Source organism: Mycolicibacterium bacteremicum, from assembly GCF_002086115.1.
GTDB lineage: Bacteria > Actinomycetota > Actinomycetes > Mycobacteriales > Mycobacteriaceae > Mycobacterium > Mycobacterium bacteremicum.
Window position 1 is genome coordinate 64,096 of sequence record NZ_MVHJ01000013.1, and the last position, 14,999, is coordinate 79,094.

Consider the following 14,999-nt stretch of genomic DNA (forward strand, 5'->3'; position numbering starts at 1 on the left):
TGGACTGACCGCCACCGGTCAGCGACCATCATTGTGTGAGTACGCAACTGGAGGGTGGTGGCTGGCGCGTTCTCGCACCCTTCAAGGTGCGTGACTACCGCCTGCTGATCGCCGCGGTCGCGTGCTCGATCTTCGCCACGGGCATGTGGACGGTGGTGATGGCCCTGCAGGTCATCGCCCTCAGCAACGATCCGGCGGCGCTGTCGCTGGTCGCCACCTGCCTGGCCGCCGGCTTGGTCGCCTTCGTGTTGGTCGGCGGTATCGCCGCCGACCGGTTCCCGCAGCGCCGCATCATTCTGCTGGTCGAGTCGGTCAACACCGTCGCGGTGACCGCGGTTGCGGTGCTCGGCGTGCTCGACGCGCTGCGACTGTGGCATATGGCCGTCGCGTCGGCGGCCCTCGGTATCGCCGCGGCGTTCTTCTTTCCCGCCTACAGCGCCATCCTTCCCCGTCTGCTTCCGCCGGAACAACTGTTGGCGGCCAACGGGATCGAGGGTGTCATGCGCCCGACACTGCAGCAGGCCGTCGGTCCCGCAGTGGCCGGTCTGCTGATCGGAGCGACCTTCCCCACCGTCGGTGCCGTGCTGTGTGCGGCGCTTTACGGTGTCGGGCTGGCGCTGCTGATCGCCACCCGGCCGGTGGCATCTCCGGTCGCCGAATCCCACGAGAAGACGCACGTGCTGGCGGATCTGCGAGACGGGTTCCTGTTCATGGTCCGCACCCCTTGGCTGCTGGCCACCCTGCTGTTCGCCAGCGGATTCGTCATGCTCATCATGGGCCCGATCGAAGTCCTGCTGCCGTTCATCACCAACGCCCGCTTCGACCATGGCGAACGTATCTTCGGGTTCGTGCTGGCCGCGTTCGGCCTCGGCAGCGCGGTCGGCGCGCTGGCCGTGTCCTCGCTGCGGCTGCCGCGGCGTTATCTGACGGTGATGATGGTGTGCTGGACGGTGGGCAATCTGCCGCTCATCGCGATCGGCTACACCACGTCGTTTCTGGTCATGGCCGTCGCGTCGTTCGTCGTCGGTATGACCAGCGGTGCCGCGATGGTCATCTGGGGCACGCTGTTGCAACGTCGGGTACCGCCGGAGATGCTCGGCCGGGTGTCGAGCCTGGACTTTTTCGTATCCCTGGTCTTCATGCCGATATCGATGGCGGTGGTGGGGCCGTTGTCGAAGGTGATCTCCATCGAGACCATCTATCTGGCCGCCGGATTGGGCCCCGTCCTACTCGGCGCGGCGGCCTACCTGCTCGCGCGGATGGACCGCGACGAGATCGCGCACCCACTCGACCAGTAGGCGGTTTCGGTGAGGATACGTGCGGTGAGCGCACGTATCCTCACCGAAATCGCAGTGTCAGACCCCGAACATCGGCGGTAGCGCGAGCACCATCACCAGACCCCAGAAGAAGTGCACCAGCATCGGTGCGAGCACCCCGCCCGTCGCGCGACGCAGAACCGCGCAGACGGTGCCCAGGATGATCGCCGCGACGCCGAGCATCGGGTTGCCGGTGGTGGCTGCGGTGGCGATCACGTACAGCACGGTGGAGGTCAATACCGGCCGGTGCCGCAGCAGCGCGGTGTACAACGACCCGCGGAAGAACATCTCCTCGGCCAGTCCGTTGATCACCGTGATGAATACGATCAGGTAGAGCGGCCCGGACTTCGAATACTCCAGCACCTGCCGGATGTAGTCGTTGACGCCGGGGATCTCGCGCGCGACCAAGCCGCCGACCACGAACACCGCGCTCAGGCCCAGCCCGATCGCCGTTCCGGTGATGACGGGACGGCGCATCCGCCCGCGGAAGTCGACCCGGCCCATGTGCAGCGGTCCGGACAGGTACGCGCCGATGGCCCACACCCCGGCCAGCGCCAGGGTGAGCCAGATGAAAGTGTCGTCGCCGGGGGGCCTGCTCAGTGAATAGCCGAGCAGCGCGGCACCGACCAGCAGCACCGCACCGACCACGAACTTCCGTCGGCCGACCACTGCGGCCGATTCGTCCGACGGCGGCGCCTTGCGTCCGGCGATCCGCCGAAGTTCACCGGTCCAATTCGTCGGGTGGGTCACGGCGGCATCACCTCGGGTCCACCTTGGCCGCGATATCGGCCAACACGTCCAGTCCGGTCCGCACGGTGGCCCGCGCCGGGCCCGGCAGCGGTGCCAGCATGCCCAGCGCCGGCCGGGCGATCGACGGAGTCAGATCCCGGATGCGGGCGAAGTCGCCGCCGGCCCAGTCCGGGTCGGTGTCGGCCAGGTGGTGCGGGTCGGCCAGATCATTGACCGGGCGGCGCCGGTGCTTCGTCAATGAGCGGCGGATGGATTCGTCGATGCCGAGCAGACCGCCGTCGGGGTCCGGCACCCGGTCGCGCAGACCGGTGTCGCTGGCCACCATCGGATAGTCAAGGGAGGCAGTCAGATCCGCGGTCAGACTGCCGGGCACCGGAAGCGCCAGCGCGGAGACCTTGGAGGCAAGCACCGTCGGCACCGGTCCGACGGGAACCTCGACGCGCACCTTTCCGGCCAACCGGGCATAGCTGCCGAGCAGATCACGGTAGGTGGTGGTCTCGGGTCCGTAGATGTCATAGGAGCCGGCCGGCACCCGCTTCGGATCGGCGGCGGCCACCAGGTAGTGCAGAACATCGCGGATGGAGATCGGGTCGATCGGATTGTGCATCCAGCTCGGGATGGGTAGCACGGGGAAGCGGTCACCGACATAGCGCAGGATCTCGAAGGAGGTGGACCCGGCCCCGAAGATGAGCGCCGCACCCAGCCAGACGAGTTCCGGGCCGCCGGGCACGGTCAGCGCCTCGGCCACCTCCGCGCGGCCGGCCAGGTGATCGGACAGTTCCCCATCACCCGGGACGAACCCGCCCAGGTAGACGATCCGTCCGACACCGGCGTCCTTGGCGGCCTCTGCCACGTTGGCGGCAGCCCGGTTGTCGATCTCCCGGAATCCGGGATCGCCGATGCCGTGTACCAGGTAATAGACCGTGTCGATCTGCCCGGCGTCGGCGAAAGCCTTTGTGGCCGAATTCTTCTCGCGCGCATCCAGCTCGACGACGGAGACGTCGTCGAACCAGCCGTACGCGCGTAGGCGCTCCGGCTTCCGGCTGGTCACCACCACCTGGTGGCCCGCGTCGAGCAGTTCACCGACCAGCCGGGAACCGATGTAACCGGTCGCACCGGTCATCAAGATCCGCATACGCCCCAACGTACCCAGGCCGCGTCGAACTTAAGCTCCGCTAGCGATGCAGTTCGATCAGACCCTGGTAGACCTGCGCGTTCAGCTGGTTACCGGCCTTCTCCTCGGCGCTCAGGTCACGGCGCACCTTGCCGGGCACCCCGGCCACCAGCGATCCCGGTGGTACCACCATTCCCTGCGGCACCACCGCGCCGGCACCGACCAGCGAACCCGCACCGATCACGGCGCCGTTCAGCACGATCGCCCCCATCCCGATCAGGCAGTCGTCCTCGATGGTGCAGCCGTGCAGTACCGCATTGTGGCCGACGCTGACACCGGAGCCGACCCGCAGCGGGAAACCCGGGTCGACGTGTGCGGTGACCCCGTCCTGCAGGTTGGAGCCGAAACCGATCTCGATCGGCTCGAATTCGGCACGCAACGTGGCGCCGTACCAGACGCTGGCCTTGGCGGCCAGGGTGACCTGTCCGATCACGCTGGCATTGGGCGCCACCCAGGATTCGGCGTGCAACTGCGGGGCGCGGCCCTGGATGGGGATGATCAGCGGTTCTGGCATGGCCGTCATGGTAAACGCGTCACCTACGTCCCCTGGTACACCTTGCGGTAACTCGACGGCGACATCCCGACTCCGCGGCGCAGATGGTGGCGCAGGTTGCCCCCGGTGCCCAGCCCCGCCCGGCGGGCCACCTCGTCGATGGGCAGATCCTGGGATTCGAGCAGTTCCCGGGCATGGTCCAGCCGGCGGCTGCGGAGCCAACTCGCCGGTGCCTCACCGGTTTCCGCGCGGAAGCGACGATTGAAGGTACGGGGGCTCATGTGCGCGTGCCGCGCCAGCCGCTGCACGGTCAGCTCCTCGTCCAGATGATCGAGGGCCCACTGCCGGGTGGCTGCGGTGGAGGCGTGATCGGACACCGGCACCTGCCGGTCGATGAACTGCGCCTGACCGCCCTCGCGCCACGGCGGCACCACGCAGTAGCGGGCCACGTCGTTGGCCACCTGGACTCCATGATCGGACCGAATGATGTGCAGGCACAGGTCGATCCCGGCGGCCAGCCCGGCCGAGGTCAGCACATCCCCGTCGTCGACGAACAACACGTTCTCGTCTATTCGCACCGCCGGGTACAGCGCCCGCAGCGCGTCGGCGTGGCGCCAGTGCGTGGTGGCCGGCCGGCCGTCCAGCGCGCCGGCGGCGGCGAGGACGAACGCGCCGGTGCAGATCGACACCAGTCTGGCGCCCGGCCGGATGGTGTCCAACGCCGCGCGCACCGCGGGTTCCAGGGTGCCGTCACGACGGGCCGGCGCGTAGCGGGTGCCGGGGATGACGACGGTATCGGCGTCCGCCAACGCCTCCGACCCGGCACCGGGAAGCAGGGCGAACCCGTTGGTGGAGGGCACCGGGCCCGGCCCGACGGCGCAGGTGACCACCTCATAGAGCGGACCGCCCGCGGCGTCGGTGGCACCACCGAACAGGGTGGGGGCGATGGTGGCGTCGAAGCCCACCACCGGTGGCAGCAGCAACACGGCGACACGGTGCATGCCTTTCAGTTTGGCATGTTTTTGATGAGTGCTGTCATTTATGCCACTGGTCTGCCGGCCCGCCGACCGCGAGAGTCGACGCATGACAGTTCTGCGGGCGCCCGGTCGGGTGCACTGGGCCTGGGTCGTGGCCGGCGTCAGCTTCGTCGCGCTCCTGGGCGCCGCGGCGTTCCGGTCGGTGCCCGGGGTGTTCATGGTGCCGCTGCACGAGGAGTTCGGCTGGAGCCACGGCACCGTCGGGCTGGCCATGTCGGTCAACATGACCCTGTTCGGTGTCACCGCCCCGTTCGCGGCCGCGCTGATGGACCGGCTCGGCGTCCGTCCGGTGCTCTCGGGCGCGCTGGCCCTGATCGCGGCGGGATCGGCGCTGAGCATCGTGATGACCGCCGGCTGGCAGCTGGTGTTGCTGTGGGGCGTGCTGGTCGGTATCGGAACGGGTGCCATCTCGATGGGTTTCGTGGCGACCGTCGCCACCCGGTGGTTCGAGGCGCGGCGCGGACTGGTCACCGGGGTGTTGACCGCGGCCAGCGCCACCGGGCAGCTGATCTTCCTGCCGGTCGTGGCCCAGGTGACCACGACGCACGGCTGGCGGTGGGCGTCGCTGATCGTGGCCGCCGCGGCGCTGGCGGTGGTCCCGCTGGTGGCGGTGTTCATGCGCAACAGCCCGCAGGACATCGGCCTGACCGCCTACGGCGCGACGAGCGACGCCCCCGCCACGGTGCCCACCGGCTCCTTCGGCGCGGCCTTCGAAGGTCTGCGGATCGGCTTGCGTTCGCGGGCGTTCTGGCTGCTGGCCGGCAGCTTCGCGATCTGTGGGATGACCACCAACGGGCTGATCGGCACACACTTCATCCCGGCCGCGCATGACCACGGGATGCCGACGACGCTGGCCGCCGGGCTGCTGGCCACCATCGGCGTGCTCGACGTCGTCGGAACCATCTTCTCCGGATGGCTCACCGACCGTGTCGACCCGCGGATCCTGCTGTGCGTCTATTACGCCGGTCGCGGACTGTCGCTGGTGCTGTTGCCCGCGCTGCTGTCGCCGCATGCCGAGCCGAGCACCTGGGTGTTCGTCATCTTCTACGGACTGGACTGGGTGGCCACCGTGCCGCCGACGATTGTGCTGTGCCGGGACTTCTTCGGCACCCGCGCCCCGATCGTCTTCGGCTGGGTGTTCGCCGCCCATCAACTGGGCGCAGCCGTGGCGGCGGCCGGGGCCGGCTGGATCCGTGATCTGCACGGCGAGTATGACCTCGCCTTTTACCTGGCTGCCGGGCTGTGCTTCATTGCCACGCTGCTGTGCGCCGGCGTGCGCCGTCCCGCCCGGTGACCGCCGCGCATTTGGCCTGACCGGCGGCGCCGCATACCATTGCCCCGGCGCTGCGGGGACGCCGTGGCTCGTCAACATCAGTTAGCTGACGGTGAGCAACGCCGGAGAACACTTCCGTTCCCGCTGCTGCGCGCCGACATCCAGGGCATCAGACACCCTGTCTTGAGTGGAGGAAAATCACGTGCTTGCTCGCACCGGCAAACTCTTCGGCGTCGCGGCCGCATCGGCGGCCATCGTCTTCGCGGGGACCGCAGTCACCGCGCAGGCCGAGGAGCCGACCACCCCGAACATGGTGATCCCGGAACCGAAGGGACCGGCGTGCGACGCCGTCAAGTCCGTGCCGTCCGGCGCCGGATCGCTGGCCGTGCTGTCCAAGGCGCAGTCCTCGGCCGCGCTGGCGAGCATTCCGGAGATCTCCACCTTCAGCCAGCTGGTCTCCGGACAGCTCAACCCGGCCGTGAATGTGGCTTCGGTGCTCGACAACGGCCCCTACATCGTGTTCGCGCCCAGCAACGAGGCCTTCGCCAAGCTCACCCCCGAGCAGCTCGAGACGCTCAAGACCGATCCGGTCGCCGGGACCGCCGCGGTGTACTACCACATGGCGCTCGGCATCCTGGGCCCCAAGGACATCGAGGGCATCATCTACACCCAGCAGGGCAAGCCCGTCGTCGTCAAGGGCGATGAGAACAACCTGACCGTCAACGATCAGGCCAAGGTCACCTGCGGCGGCATCGGCGCCGACCACATGCGCGTGTACATCATCGACACCGTGCTGGACCCGGCCACCGCCCCGTCCGGCGTGACCCCGACCGGCACGTCGGCCACCGAGACGACCACGTCGACCACTGAGACCAGCACGTCGGCCGCCGAGACCACCCCGGCCGCTCCGGGCGCGGCCGAGACCCCGGTGACCGTGACGGTCACCGAGACCGCCACCGGCTAGGTTTTTCCACGAGAAACGGCGCCCACTCCCCCGAGCTGGGCGCCGTTCTCGTTGTGCCGCAGACCTAGAGACCCAGATCCCGGCCGATGATCTCCTTCATGATCTCGGTGGTGCCACCGTAGATCGTCTGGATGCGCACATCGACGTAGTCCTTGGCGACGCGGTACTCGTTCATGTAGCCGTAGCCGCCGTGCAGCTGCAGGCACTGATCGATGACCTTCTTGCCGAGTTCGGTGCACCACCACTTGGCCTTGGAGGCCTCCACGGCGGTGAGCTCCCCGTCGACGACGGCGCGCAGGCAGCGGTCGACGTACTGCTCGGCGATGTCGAGCTCGGTGTCCAGCTCGGCCATCACGAAGCGGCTGTTCTGGAAGCTGCCGATCGGCTGCCCGAATGCCTTGCGGTCCTTGACGTACTGCAGGGTGTCGTTGAACGTGGCGCGGGCCCCGGCGACGCCGGCGATGGCGATCGACAGCCGCTCCGAGGGCAGGTTCTCCATCAGGTGGTAGAAGCCCTTGCCTTCGGTGCCGAGCAGGTTGGCGTTCGGGACGCGGACGTCCTCGAAGTTCAGCTCGGCGGTGTCGGCGGCGTGCTGCCCCATCTTGTCCAGCTTGCGACCCCGGGTGAAACCGGGGGTGTCACGCTCGACGACCAGCAGCGAGAAGCCCTTGTGGCCGGCCTCCGGGTCGGTGCGGGCCACCACGACCACCAGGTCGGAGTTGATACCGGCCGAGATGAAGGTCTTGGCGCCGTTGATGATCCAGTCGTCCCCGTCGCGCACGGCGGTGGTGCGGATACCGGCCAGGTCACTGCCGGCGCCCGGCTCGCTCATCGCGATGGCGCCGATCAGTTCACCGCTGGCGAAGCCCGGCATCCAGCGCTCGAGCTGTTCCTTGGTGGCCAGATTCTTGAAGTACGGGCCGACGATGTCGTTCTGCAGGCTCACACCCGGGCAGGCCAGGCCGAACTTCGAGAACTCCTCCACGATCACGGCGTTGAAGCGGAAATCGTCGACGCCGCCGCCGCCGTACTCCTCGGGCATGTTGAACCCGATCAGGCCGTAATTGCCCGCCGCCACATAGGCTTCGCGGTCGACGAGGCGGTTGGCCTCCCACTTCTCGACGTTCGGCAGGCACTCCTTCTCCAGGAACTGCCGCGCGGTATCCCGCAGCTGCTCGTGCTCGGTTTCGAAAACCAGTCTCTTCACTGCTACTTCGCTTTCCAGACCGGCTCACGCTTCTGCGCGAAAGCCAACGGTCCCTCTTGTGCGTCTTCGGTCTTGAGAAGGGTGGCGAACTCGCCGAATGTCTGCTTCCAGAACGGTTCGTCGGCGGCGACGACGCCGTCGATGGCACCGTAGGACACCCGCTTGCTCGCCCGGACGGCCAACGGGGCGTTGACCGCAATGCGTTCGGCCAGTTCCAGCGCCGCGTCGACGACGGTGCCGTCCGGCACGACCTTGTTGATCAGGCCCCACTTGAGCGCATCCGCCGAGGACAGCGGCTCACCGGTGTACACCAGTTCCAGGGCCAGCTTCTGCGGCAGCTGCTGGACGATGCGGAACACCCCGCCGGCACCGGCGATCAGGCCGCGCTTCACTTCGGGCAGACCGAATTTCGCGCGCTCCTCGGCGACCACGAGGTCGCTGGCCAGGGCCAGTTCGGTACCGCCGCCGAGCGCGGTGCCGTTGACCGCGGCGATGGTCGGCTTGTCCACGAAATGCCGCACGTAGCCGGCGAATCCCCATTCCGGATGCTCGGGGTGGAACAGGTTCTCCCCGCGCGAGATGGCCTTCAGATCGGCGCCGGCACAGAAGGACTTGTCCCCGGAACCGGTCAGCACGATCGCCCGCACCTCTGGATCGTCCTGCGCCGCCTGCAGCGCGTCGCCGACGCCGATGGACACCGACGCGTTGACGGCGTTGCGCGCCTCGGGCCGGTTGATCGTGATGATCAGGACGTTGCCACGCTTCTCGGTGAGCGCTCCGGGCGCCGCTTCGTCGCTCACAGCAGTTCCAGGATGGTCGCGTTGGCCTGGCCGCCGCCTTCACACATGGTCTGCAGGCCGTACTGAATGTTGTTGTCCCGCATGTGGTAGAGCAGCGTGGTCAGGATGCGCGCGCCCGAGCCGCCAAGCGGGTGACCCAGCGCGATGGCGCCACCGTTGGGGTTGAGCTTGCTCTCGTCGGCGCCGATGTCCTTCAGCCACGCCATCGGCACCGGGGCGAAGGCTTCGTTGACCTCGAACACACCGATCTGGTCGACGCTCAGGCCGGACTTGGCCAGCGCCTTCTGGGTGGCCGGAATCGGCGCGGTCAGCATGATGACCGGGTCGGCACCGGCGAGCACCGCGGTGTGCACCTTGGCGATCGGCGTGAGGCCCAGGTCCTTGGCCTTCTCGGCCGAGGTGATCAGCAGCGCGGCCGAGCCGTCGGAGATCTGGCTGGAGTTACCGGCGTGGATCACACCGTCCTCCCGGAAGGCGGGCTTGATGCCGGCCATGGATTCCACGGTGCCGCCGCGGCGGATGCCACCGTCCTCCAGGACGACGTTGCCATCCTGGTCCTTGATACCGACGATCTGGTCCTTGAACGCACCGGAATCCTGTGCGGCGGCGGCCTTCTCGTGTGAACGCAGGGAGAACTCGTCGAGCTCGGTGCGCGAGAGACCCCACTGCTCGGCGATCATCTCGGCGCCGATGCCCTGGTTGGGGATCTTGTGGTCGTAGCGGCCCAGGAAGGCCTCCGGGTACGGGTGCCCGCCGTTGGCCAGCGAGGAGCCCATCGGGGTACGCGACATCGATTCGACGCCACCGGCGACGACGACGTCGTAGTGCCCGGCCACCACACCGGCGACGGCGAAGTGCAGCGACTGCTGGCTGGAACCGCACTGGCGGTCGACGGTCACACCGGGGACGGTCTCGGGCCAGCCGGCGGTCAGCACGGCGGTGCGGGCGATGTCGAGTGCCTGCTCACCGGCCTGCATGACGGTGCCCCAGATGACATCGTCGACCAGACCCGGATCGATGCCGGCGCGCTGCACCAGCCCGTTGAGCACCTGGGCCGACAGCTCGGCGGGGTGCACACCGGACAGGGCGCCGTTGCGCTTGCCGACTGGTGAGCGAACTGCTTCGACGATGACCGCTTCAGCCATGAACTTCTCCTTCGAAGGTGGTAGGCGCGCTCGTATCTGGACGAACTTAAAATCGAACCTAGAACAGAAGGTTTACTAGGTCAACCTACTGGTTGGTAGAGCGTCCGCGAGACCCGCGTACCGCCCAGGTACGCAGGTCTTGCCACGCAGATGAACATCAGGTGTCCGACAACATGGTTTACTGAGTTGAATACCTGTTCGCACGTTAGTCCAGAGGAGCCGCACCGTGGCCGGCAGTACCCCGCTCTCTCCGATGATCGGCCCGAATGCCGTGCCGTCGGTGGCCGGGGCGCCCATCCGCTCGCCGAAGACGGCCGAACTGGTCGCCGGGACGTTGCGCCGGATGGTGGTCGACGGTCAGCTCAAGGAGGGCGACTTCTTGCCCAACGAGGCAGAGCTGATGGCCCACTTCGGCGTCAGCCGGCCCACGCTGCGAGAAGCGGTGCGGGTCCTGGAATCCGAACGGCTGGTCGAGGTGCGCCGCGGCTCGCGCACCGGCGCCCGGGTGCGGGTGCCCGGCCCCGAGATCGTCGCGCGCCCGGCCGGTCTGCTGCTGGAACTCTCCGGCGCGACCATCGCCGATGTGATGACCGCGCGGGCGGGCATCGAGCCGATGGCCGTGCGGTTGCTCACCGAATCCGGCAACACCGCCGCATTCGACGAACTGGACACGATGCTCGCCGAATACGTCCCCTCCGGCCGCGAGACGGGCCGGATGGCGGAGACCTCGGGCGATTTTCATCAGCGTGTGGTGGAGCTGTCCGGCAACGCGACGCTGACCATCATGGCCGGCATGCTGCACGAGATCACGGTGCGCCACACCGCGCTCGCGATGAAGGAGAACCGGCCGCTGTCCAAGTCGGACTACGACCTGCTGATGCGCTCCTACAAGCGGCTGATGACGCTGATGCGCTCCGGTGACGGTGAGGCCGCCGAAGCGCACTGGCGCAAGCATCTGGACACCGCACGCGAGCTGCTGCTGAAGGGCATCGAGACCGTCAAGGTCCGCGACGTGATGGGGTGAGGAGCTTGCGGATCACCCCCGACGTGATGGGGTGAGGAGCTTGCGGATCACCCCCGACGTGATGGGCCGGCCGCTGACTCTGCACTCAGGGCGCTAGCCACTCGCACTTTCACGCCCTGGACGCAGAGTCGGCGAGGTGACGACGTCGTACACCGGCACCGTGTCATCCCACGGCTGGCGGGTCACCATATCGGCAACCTTGACGTACCCGCGCTCGAACTCCCCGGTCGCGGCGTCGACGAGGCGGTACTGCTGGGTCTGCCGGTGAATCGGTTGGGCGTCGAGCATGACGATGCGCACCTCGCCGGGCTCGAAGTGACACCGCGACTGCAACGCCGCGACCAACTGCTCGTTGCTCATGTGCCCGTCCCCGAAATTCCAGCCGATGGCGGTCGACACGATCCGCTCACCGTCGGTCAGCGTGTAGTCGTCCTCGTTCTGCCCGGCCATCGCGCGGTGGGCGAGGGTGAACAGCGCACGGCCGTGGGTGTTGAACGACCGGAACGCATATCCCATGTACATCGGGATCTGCGCGGCTTCCTTGCTGCCGTAGAACTTCTCCAACTGGGCCGCGGGCATGCTGGCGATCGCGACGATGCCCGCGGCGATCTTGGCGTCGGCCGACGGCTTGATGCACCACAGCGAGGTGTCCCAGTTACCGGCGTAGTACCGCATACCGGGCAGGAAGGACACCTTGCGCGGGAACAGGTTTCCCAGCACCACGGTGCCGGCGACGACGGCGAACAGCAGGACGGGCCATGGGCTGTTCAGGTCACCCAGCCCGATCGGTGCCTGCCCGACGAACAGGGTCAGCACGCTGAACATCATGAAGACGTTCCACTCCAGCGGCACCCCCATCGGGATGGAGCTCAGGATGCCGAAATGGAAGATGAGCATGATGACCGCGGCCACTGCGCCGGCCACCCCGCCGTGGCTGAAGAACAGCACCAGCGGGACCAGGCCCTCGACGGCGGTGGAGAAATGCCCGATGAACCGCGAGCGCCATCCGGGCCGCAGGTCGTCGGGGAAGTGCTCGAAGAACTTCCGTTTGATCGCCGGCGACCGGAAGATGGGGTTGTTGCTCATCATCGTCGAGATGACGAACGGGAAGTGCTTGTTCAGCTTCGACGTCGCCGCGCCCAGCCAGATGACCAGGCAGACCAGCTTGGCCGCGATGATGATGTCGGCGCCGCTGAACAGGAAGCAGAAGGCCAGCGACCCGTACACCTCGCCGCGGGCGGCCAGGAAGATCACCTTGTCGCGCAGCCCGGCCAGCGCCAGCAGTCCCAGGATCGTGGCGGTCTGCCAGACCGGCAGCACGCCGACGTCGGTGCCCAGTTCCGGGATGGGCCCGGTGCCCTGGGACAACAGGGCGACGACGAGCATGACCAGCAGTGCGCCGTAGAGCAGGACGTCGACGGGACCGCGGCCGTCCCCCTTGGTCAGCGGGATGCGGTTGGGCCACGGCGGCAGCCGGATGGTGCCGGGCCGCAACCAGTACAGGATGGATCCCATCGGCGGGAAGAAGCGGTTGTTCAGTGGCCCGAAGCCACAGCCGAAGCCGACGACCTCGAACAGCATCGTGTAGAAGACGACCTTCTGGTACAGGATCGGCTCGGCGTACCAGGAGGTGACGTCGGTGAATCCGCCGAGGATGTCGGTCGTCGACAGCACCAGCACCCAGGCCACCAGGATGTAGGCGAGGATCTTGAGGACGTAGAACAGGTGCAGGGCGACCGGCGTGCCGAAGCCGACCTCGGCCCAGTGTCGTGCCATCGGGACGATCCGCTCGGCGCGGCTGCCCTTGCTCCACTCCTCGAAATCGATCACCGGGGTGTTCTGCTTCAGGAATCCCATGCCGGTCAGATTAGAACGTGTTCTAGTATCGCGGGAAGTGTTTAGCTAGCCGCGGATCACCACCCTCAATTCCCCGACAGCGGCCTCGGCCGGATCCACGACCAGGGTGTAGCGGCCATCGCCCGGCAGGGCCAGCGTGTCGATGCCGCCGCTGCCGCCCAGTACGCAGCCGCGTTCCACCACGCCGCCGGCGGGATCGCGGAGCTCCAACAGTCCGCACTGGCCCGGCAGCGTGGAACCCGACGCATCGATTGAGATCCACTGCCCGACAGAGCCGTCGAAGGTGATCCGGCTGACCGCGCCTGGACCGTCGATGGTGGCGGTCACTGCGCCGGCGCCCACCCTGGTCTGCAGCGCCTGATCGGCGACGGCCAGCAGCCTCACCTCAGCGGTGCCGAGATCGCGACCGGCAGGGTCGACGATGATCCGGTACCGGCCGTCGGTGGGCAGGACCAGGCCGTCGATGTACCCGCGACCGCCGATGAGACACCCGGTGTCGAGGCGGGCGTCATTGGGGCCGAGTAGCTGCAGCGCACCACACTGATCCGGCACCGACGACGTCGGCACGTCGACGAACACCTTCTCCCCAGCCCGACCGTCGAAGCTGCTGCTGCTCACGGCGCCGGGCGTACCGATCGTCGCGGTGACGGTGGCGCCGTCGGCGGTGATGCGCTGAATCTCGTCGGTGCTCAGGTGCATCTGCAGGACGGTCTGACCGGTATCGGGACCGGCGGGGTCGACGGCCACCGTATAGACCGCCGAGGTCGGCAGGACGGTGCCGTCGATATAACCGGTGCCACCGGACAGGCATCCCGTGGCCAGCCGCGTCCCATCGGCGTCGAGCAACTGCAGCACCGCACACTGGTCGGGCAGGGCACTGCGCACCGCGTCGACGAAAAGGCGCTGCCCGGCAGTCGCCGTGACCGCCGTGCGGTCCACCGCACCGTCGAGGGTGGTATCACCGGTAGCGGTATGCCGTTGTGCGCGTGCGGCATCGGTGGCGAAAACCGACTGGCCGGTCAGGGCGACGTCGAGCACACAGCCCTGCAGAAGCACGGGATCGGTGACCCCGGCGCGCCGACAGATCAGCTCGGCGGTTTCGCGGTGCGGCAGGCTGGCCGCGTCGACCGGGTTGTCCGGCAGACTGCGATCGGTGAAGGTTGCGGTGCTCTGCCCCGGCCGGTAGTGAAACAGCGACTCCTGATCGGTGATCCGCCAGCTGTCGGCGTAGCGGGGGTACAGGTCACCGAAATCGTTTCCGGCGAGTGGCTTTCCGTCGCGGATCACGAGGTCGTCGCGATCATCGCCGTTGTAGTTGCCCAGCAGACCGGCGACCTTGCCGCGATGTTGCTCGGCCAGCCGCAGGGTGAAGCTCAGACCCCACACCCCGATCGGCCGGACCTCCAACGTCGACTCGTCGGGCCAGCCGATGCGCACCGCGCCGTCGTCACCGGATCCGACGGTGCCGCCACCGGGCAACCCGACTCCGCCGACAGCGAGTTCGACAGGCTGCGAGCCGATCCGGACCACGACGGCGCCGTCCTCCTGATAAACCCCCACGCGGTCACCAGCGACATCGGCTGCCACGGCGGTGTTCAGCGTGACATCACGCGATCCAGGAAAGGCGGTCTGGCGCGCCTGCACGCGCACCGGGCCGTCGACCACGTCGAACTCTCCGGCGGCCATCAGGTCATAGTGCACGCCGTCAAAGGTCAGCAGGTGCGGATCACCGTTGCTGCCCGCACAATTCGCGCCGACCGGCCCGACCGAGCAACTGAAGATGCCGCCCTTGGGCTCCTCCTTCTTCTTTTCGCATGCCGCTTCCCCCGGCGGGATCTTCTTGCCGAGGTATGACTTTCGCTCTGTCAGGCCCACAGCCTTTCGATAGCGGTTCTCAGCGTAGGTCGCGTAGACCTCGGTGACCGGGAGACCAGTGTTAATTTGTACGCCGCTGGCGTC

At 67.8% G+C, this 14,999-nt stretch carries 13 protein-coding genes; 4 read left to right on the top strand and 9 right to left on the bottom strand.

The genetic code is table 11. The features are described from left to right. The first annotated feature begins 35 nt into the window (after nt 1-35). A complete protein-coding gene (tet(V), locus tag BST17_RS16830) occupies nt 36-1,298 on the top strand; it encodes a tetracycline efflux MFS transporter Tet(V) (RefSeq protein ID WP_165762292.1) in 1,263 nt (420 codons plus the stop codon). Between the two features lie 57 nt (nt 1,299-1,355). Here the strand turns inward: tet(V) and BST17_RS16835 are convergent, their stop codons facing one another. Genes BST17_RS16835 through BST17_RS16850 form a run of 4 tightly spaced genes read right to left on the bottom strand, consistent with a single transcriptional unit; the run spans nt 1,356 to nt 4,734 of the window. After that, nucleotides 1,356-2,066, bottom strand: a complete 711-nt coding sequence (locus tag BST17_RS16835) for a CPBP family intramembrane glutamic endopeptidase (RefSeq protein WP_083059988.1) — start codon at nt 2,064-2,066, stop codon at nt 1,356-1,358. Between the two features lie 7 nt (nt 2,067-2,073). Next, complete coding sequence (locus BST17_RS16840; RefSeq protein WP_083059989.1) at nt 2,074-3,201, bottom strand: NAD(P)H-binding protein; 1,128 nt, start codon at nt 3,199-3,201, stop codon at nt 2,074-2,076. A gap of 40 nt (nt 3,202-3,241) precedes the next feature. Further along, a complete protein-coding gene (locus BST17_RS16845; RefSeq protein WP_207573659.1) occupies nt 3,242-3,763 on the bottom strand; it encodes a gamma carbonic anhydrase family protein in 522 nt (173 codons plus the stop codon). A 14-nt stretch (nt 3,764-3,777) separates the two neighbouring features. Beyond that, nucleotides 3,778-4,734 (bottom strand): GlxA family transcriptional regulator, encoded by a 957-nt coding sequence (locus BST17_RS16850; protein ID WP_083059991.1) that lies wholly within the window; start codon nt 4,732-4,734, stop codon nt 3,778-3,780. An 82-nt stretch (nt 4,735-4,816) separates the two neighbouring features. Between BST17_RS16850 and BST17_RS16855 the strand changes: the two genes are divergently transcribed. Together BST17_RS16855 and BST17_RS16860 are read left to right on the top strand one after the other, a co-directional pair. Then, the gene (locus BST17_RS16855; protein ID WP_083059993.1) at nt 4,817-6,064 is read left to right on the top strand and encodes an MFS transporter; all 1,248 of its coding nucleotides are present in this window, start codon (nt 4,817-4,819) and stop codon (nt 6,062-6,064) included. Nucleotides 6,065-6,245: 181 nt separating this feature from the next. Next, nucleotides 6,246-7,007, top strand: coding sequence for a fasciclin domain-containing protein (locus BST17_RS16860; RefSeq protein WP_083060111.1), 762 nt, complete (start codon nt 6,246-6,248; stop codon nt 7,005-7,007). 64 nt (nt 7,008-7,071) lie between these two features. Here BST17_RS16860 and BST17_RS16865 read toward each other — a convergent pair whose 3' ends face one another. Genes BST17_RS16865 through BST17_RS16875 form a run of 3 tightly spaced genes read right to left on the bottom strand, consistent with a single transcriptional unit; the run spans nt 7,072 to nt 10,159 of the window. Then, entirely contained in the window at nt 7,072-8,214 is a 1,143-nt protein-coding gene (locus tag BST17_RS16865) for an acyl-CoA dehydrogenase family protein (protein WP_083059994.1), read from the bottom strand. A gap of 2 nt (nt 8,215-8,216) precedes the next feature. Beyond that, complete coding sequence (locus tag BST17_RS16870) at nt 8,217-9,014, bottom strand: crotonase/enoyl-CoA hydratase family protein (protein ID WP_083059996.1); 798 nt, start codon at nt 9,012-9,014, stop codon at nt 8,217-8,219. Further along, nucleotides 9,011-10,159 (bottom strand): thiolase family protein, encoded by a 1,149-nt coding sequence (locus tag BST17_RS16875; protein ID WP_083059998.1) that lies wholly within the window; start codon nt 10,157-10,159, stop codon nt 9,011-9,013. The genes BST17_RS16870 and BST17_RS16875 overlap by 4 nt, the downstream gene beginning before the upstream one ends. A gap of 226 nt (nt 10,160-10,385) precedes the next feature. Here BST17_RS16875 and BST17_RS16880 point away from each other — a divergent pair, with 226 nt between their 5' ends. Continuing rightward, entirely contained in the window at nt 10,386-11,183 is a 798-nt protein-coding gene (locus BST17_RS16880; protein WP_083060000.1) for a FadR/GntR family transcriptional regulator, read from the top strand. A 93-nt stretch (nt 11,184-11,276) separates the two neighbouring features. On the opposite strand, the gene BST17_RS16885 is transcribed toward BST17_RS16880, so the two are convergent. Next, nucleotides 11,277-13,040, bottom strand: coding sequence for a DUF3556 domain-containing protein (locus tag BST17_RS16885; protein WP_083060001.1), 1,764 nt, complete (start codon nt 13,038-13,040; stop codon nt 11,277-11,279). A gap of 45 nt (nt 13,041-13,085) precedes the next feature. After that, nucleotides 13,086-14,915 (bottom strand): VWD domain-containing protein, encoded by a 1,830-nt coding sequence (locus BST17_RS16890; RefSeq protein WP_165762293.1) that lies wholly within the window; start codon nt 14,913-14,915, stop codon nt 13,086-13,088. Nucleotides 14,916-14,999: the final 84 nt, after the last annotated feature.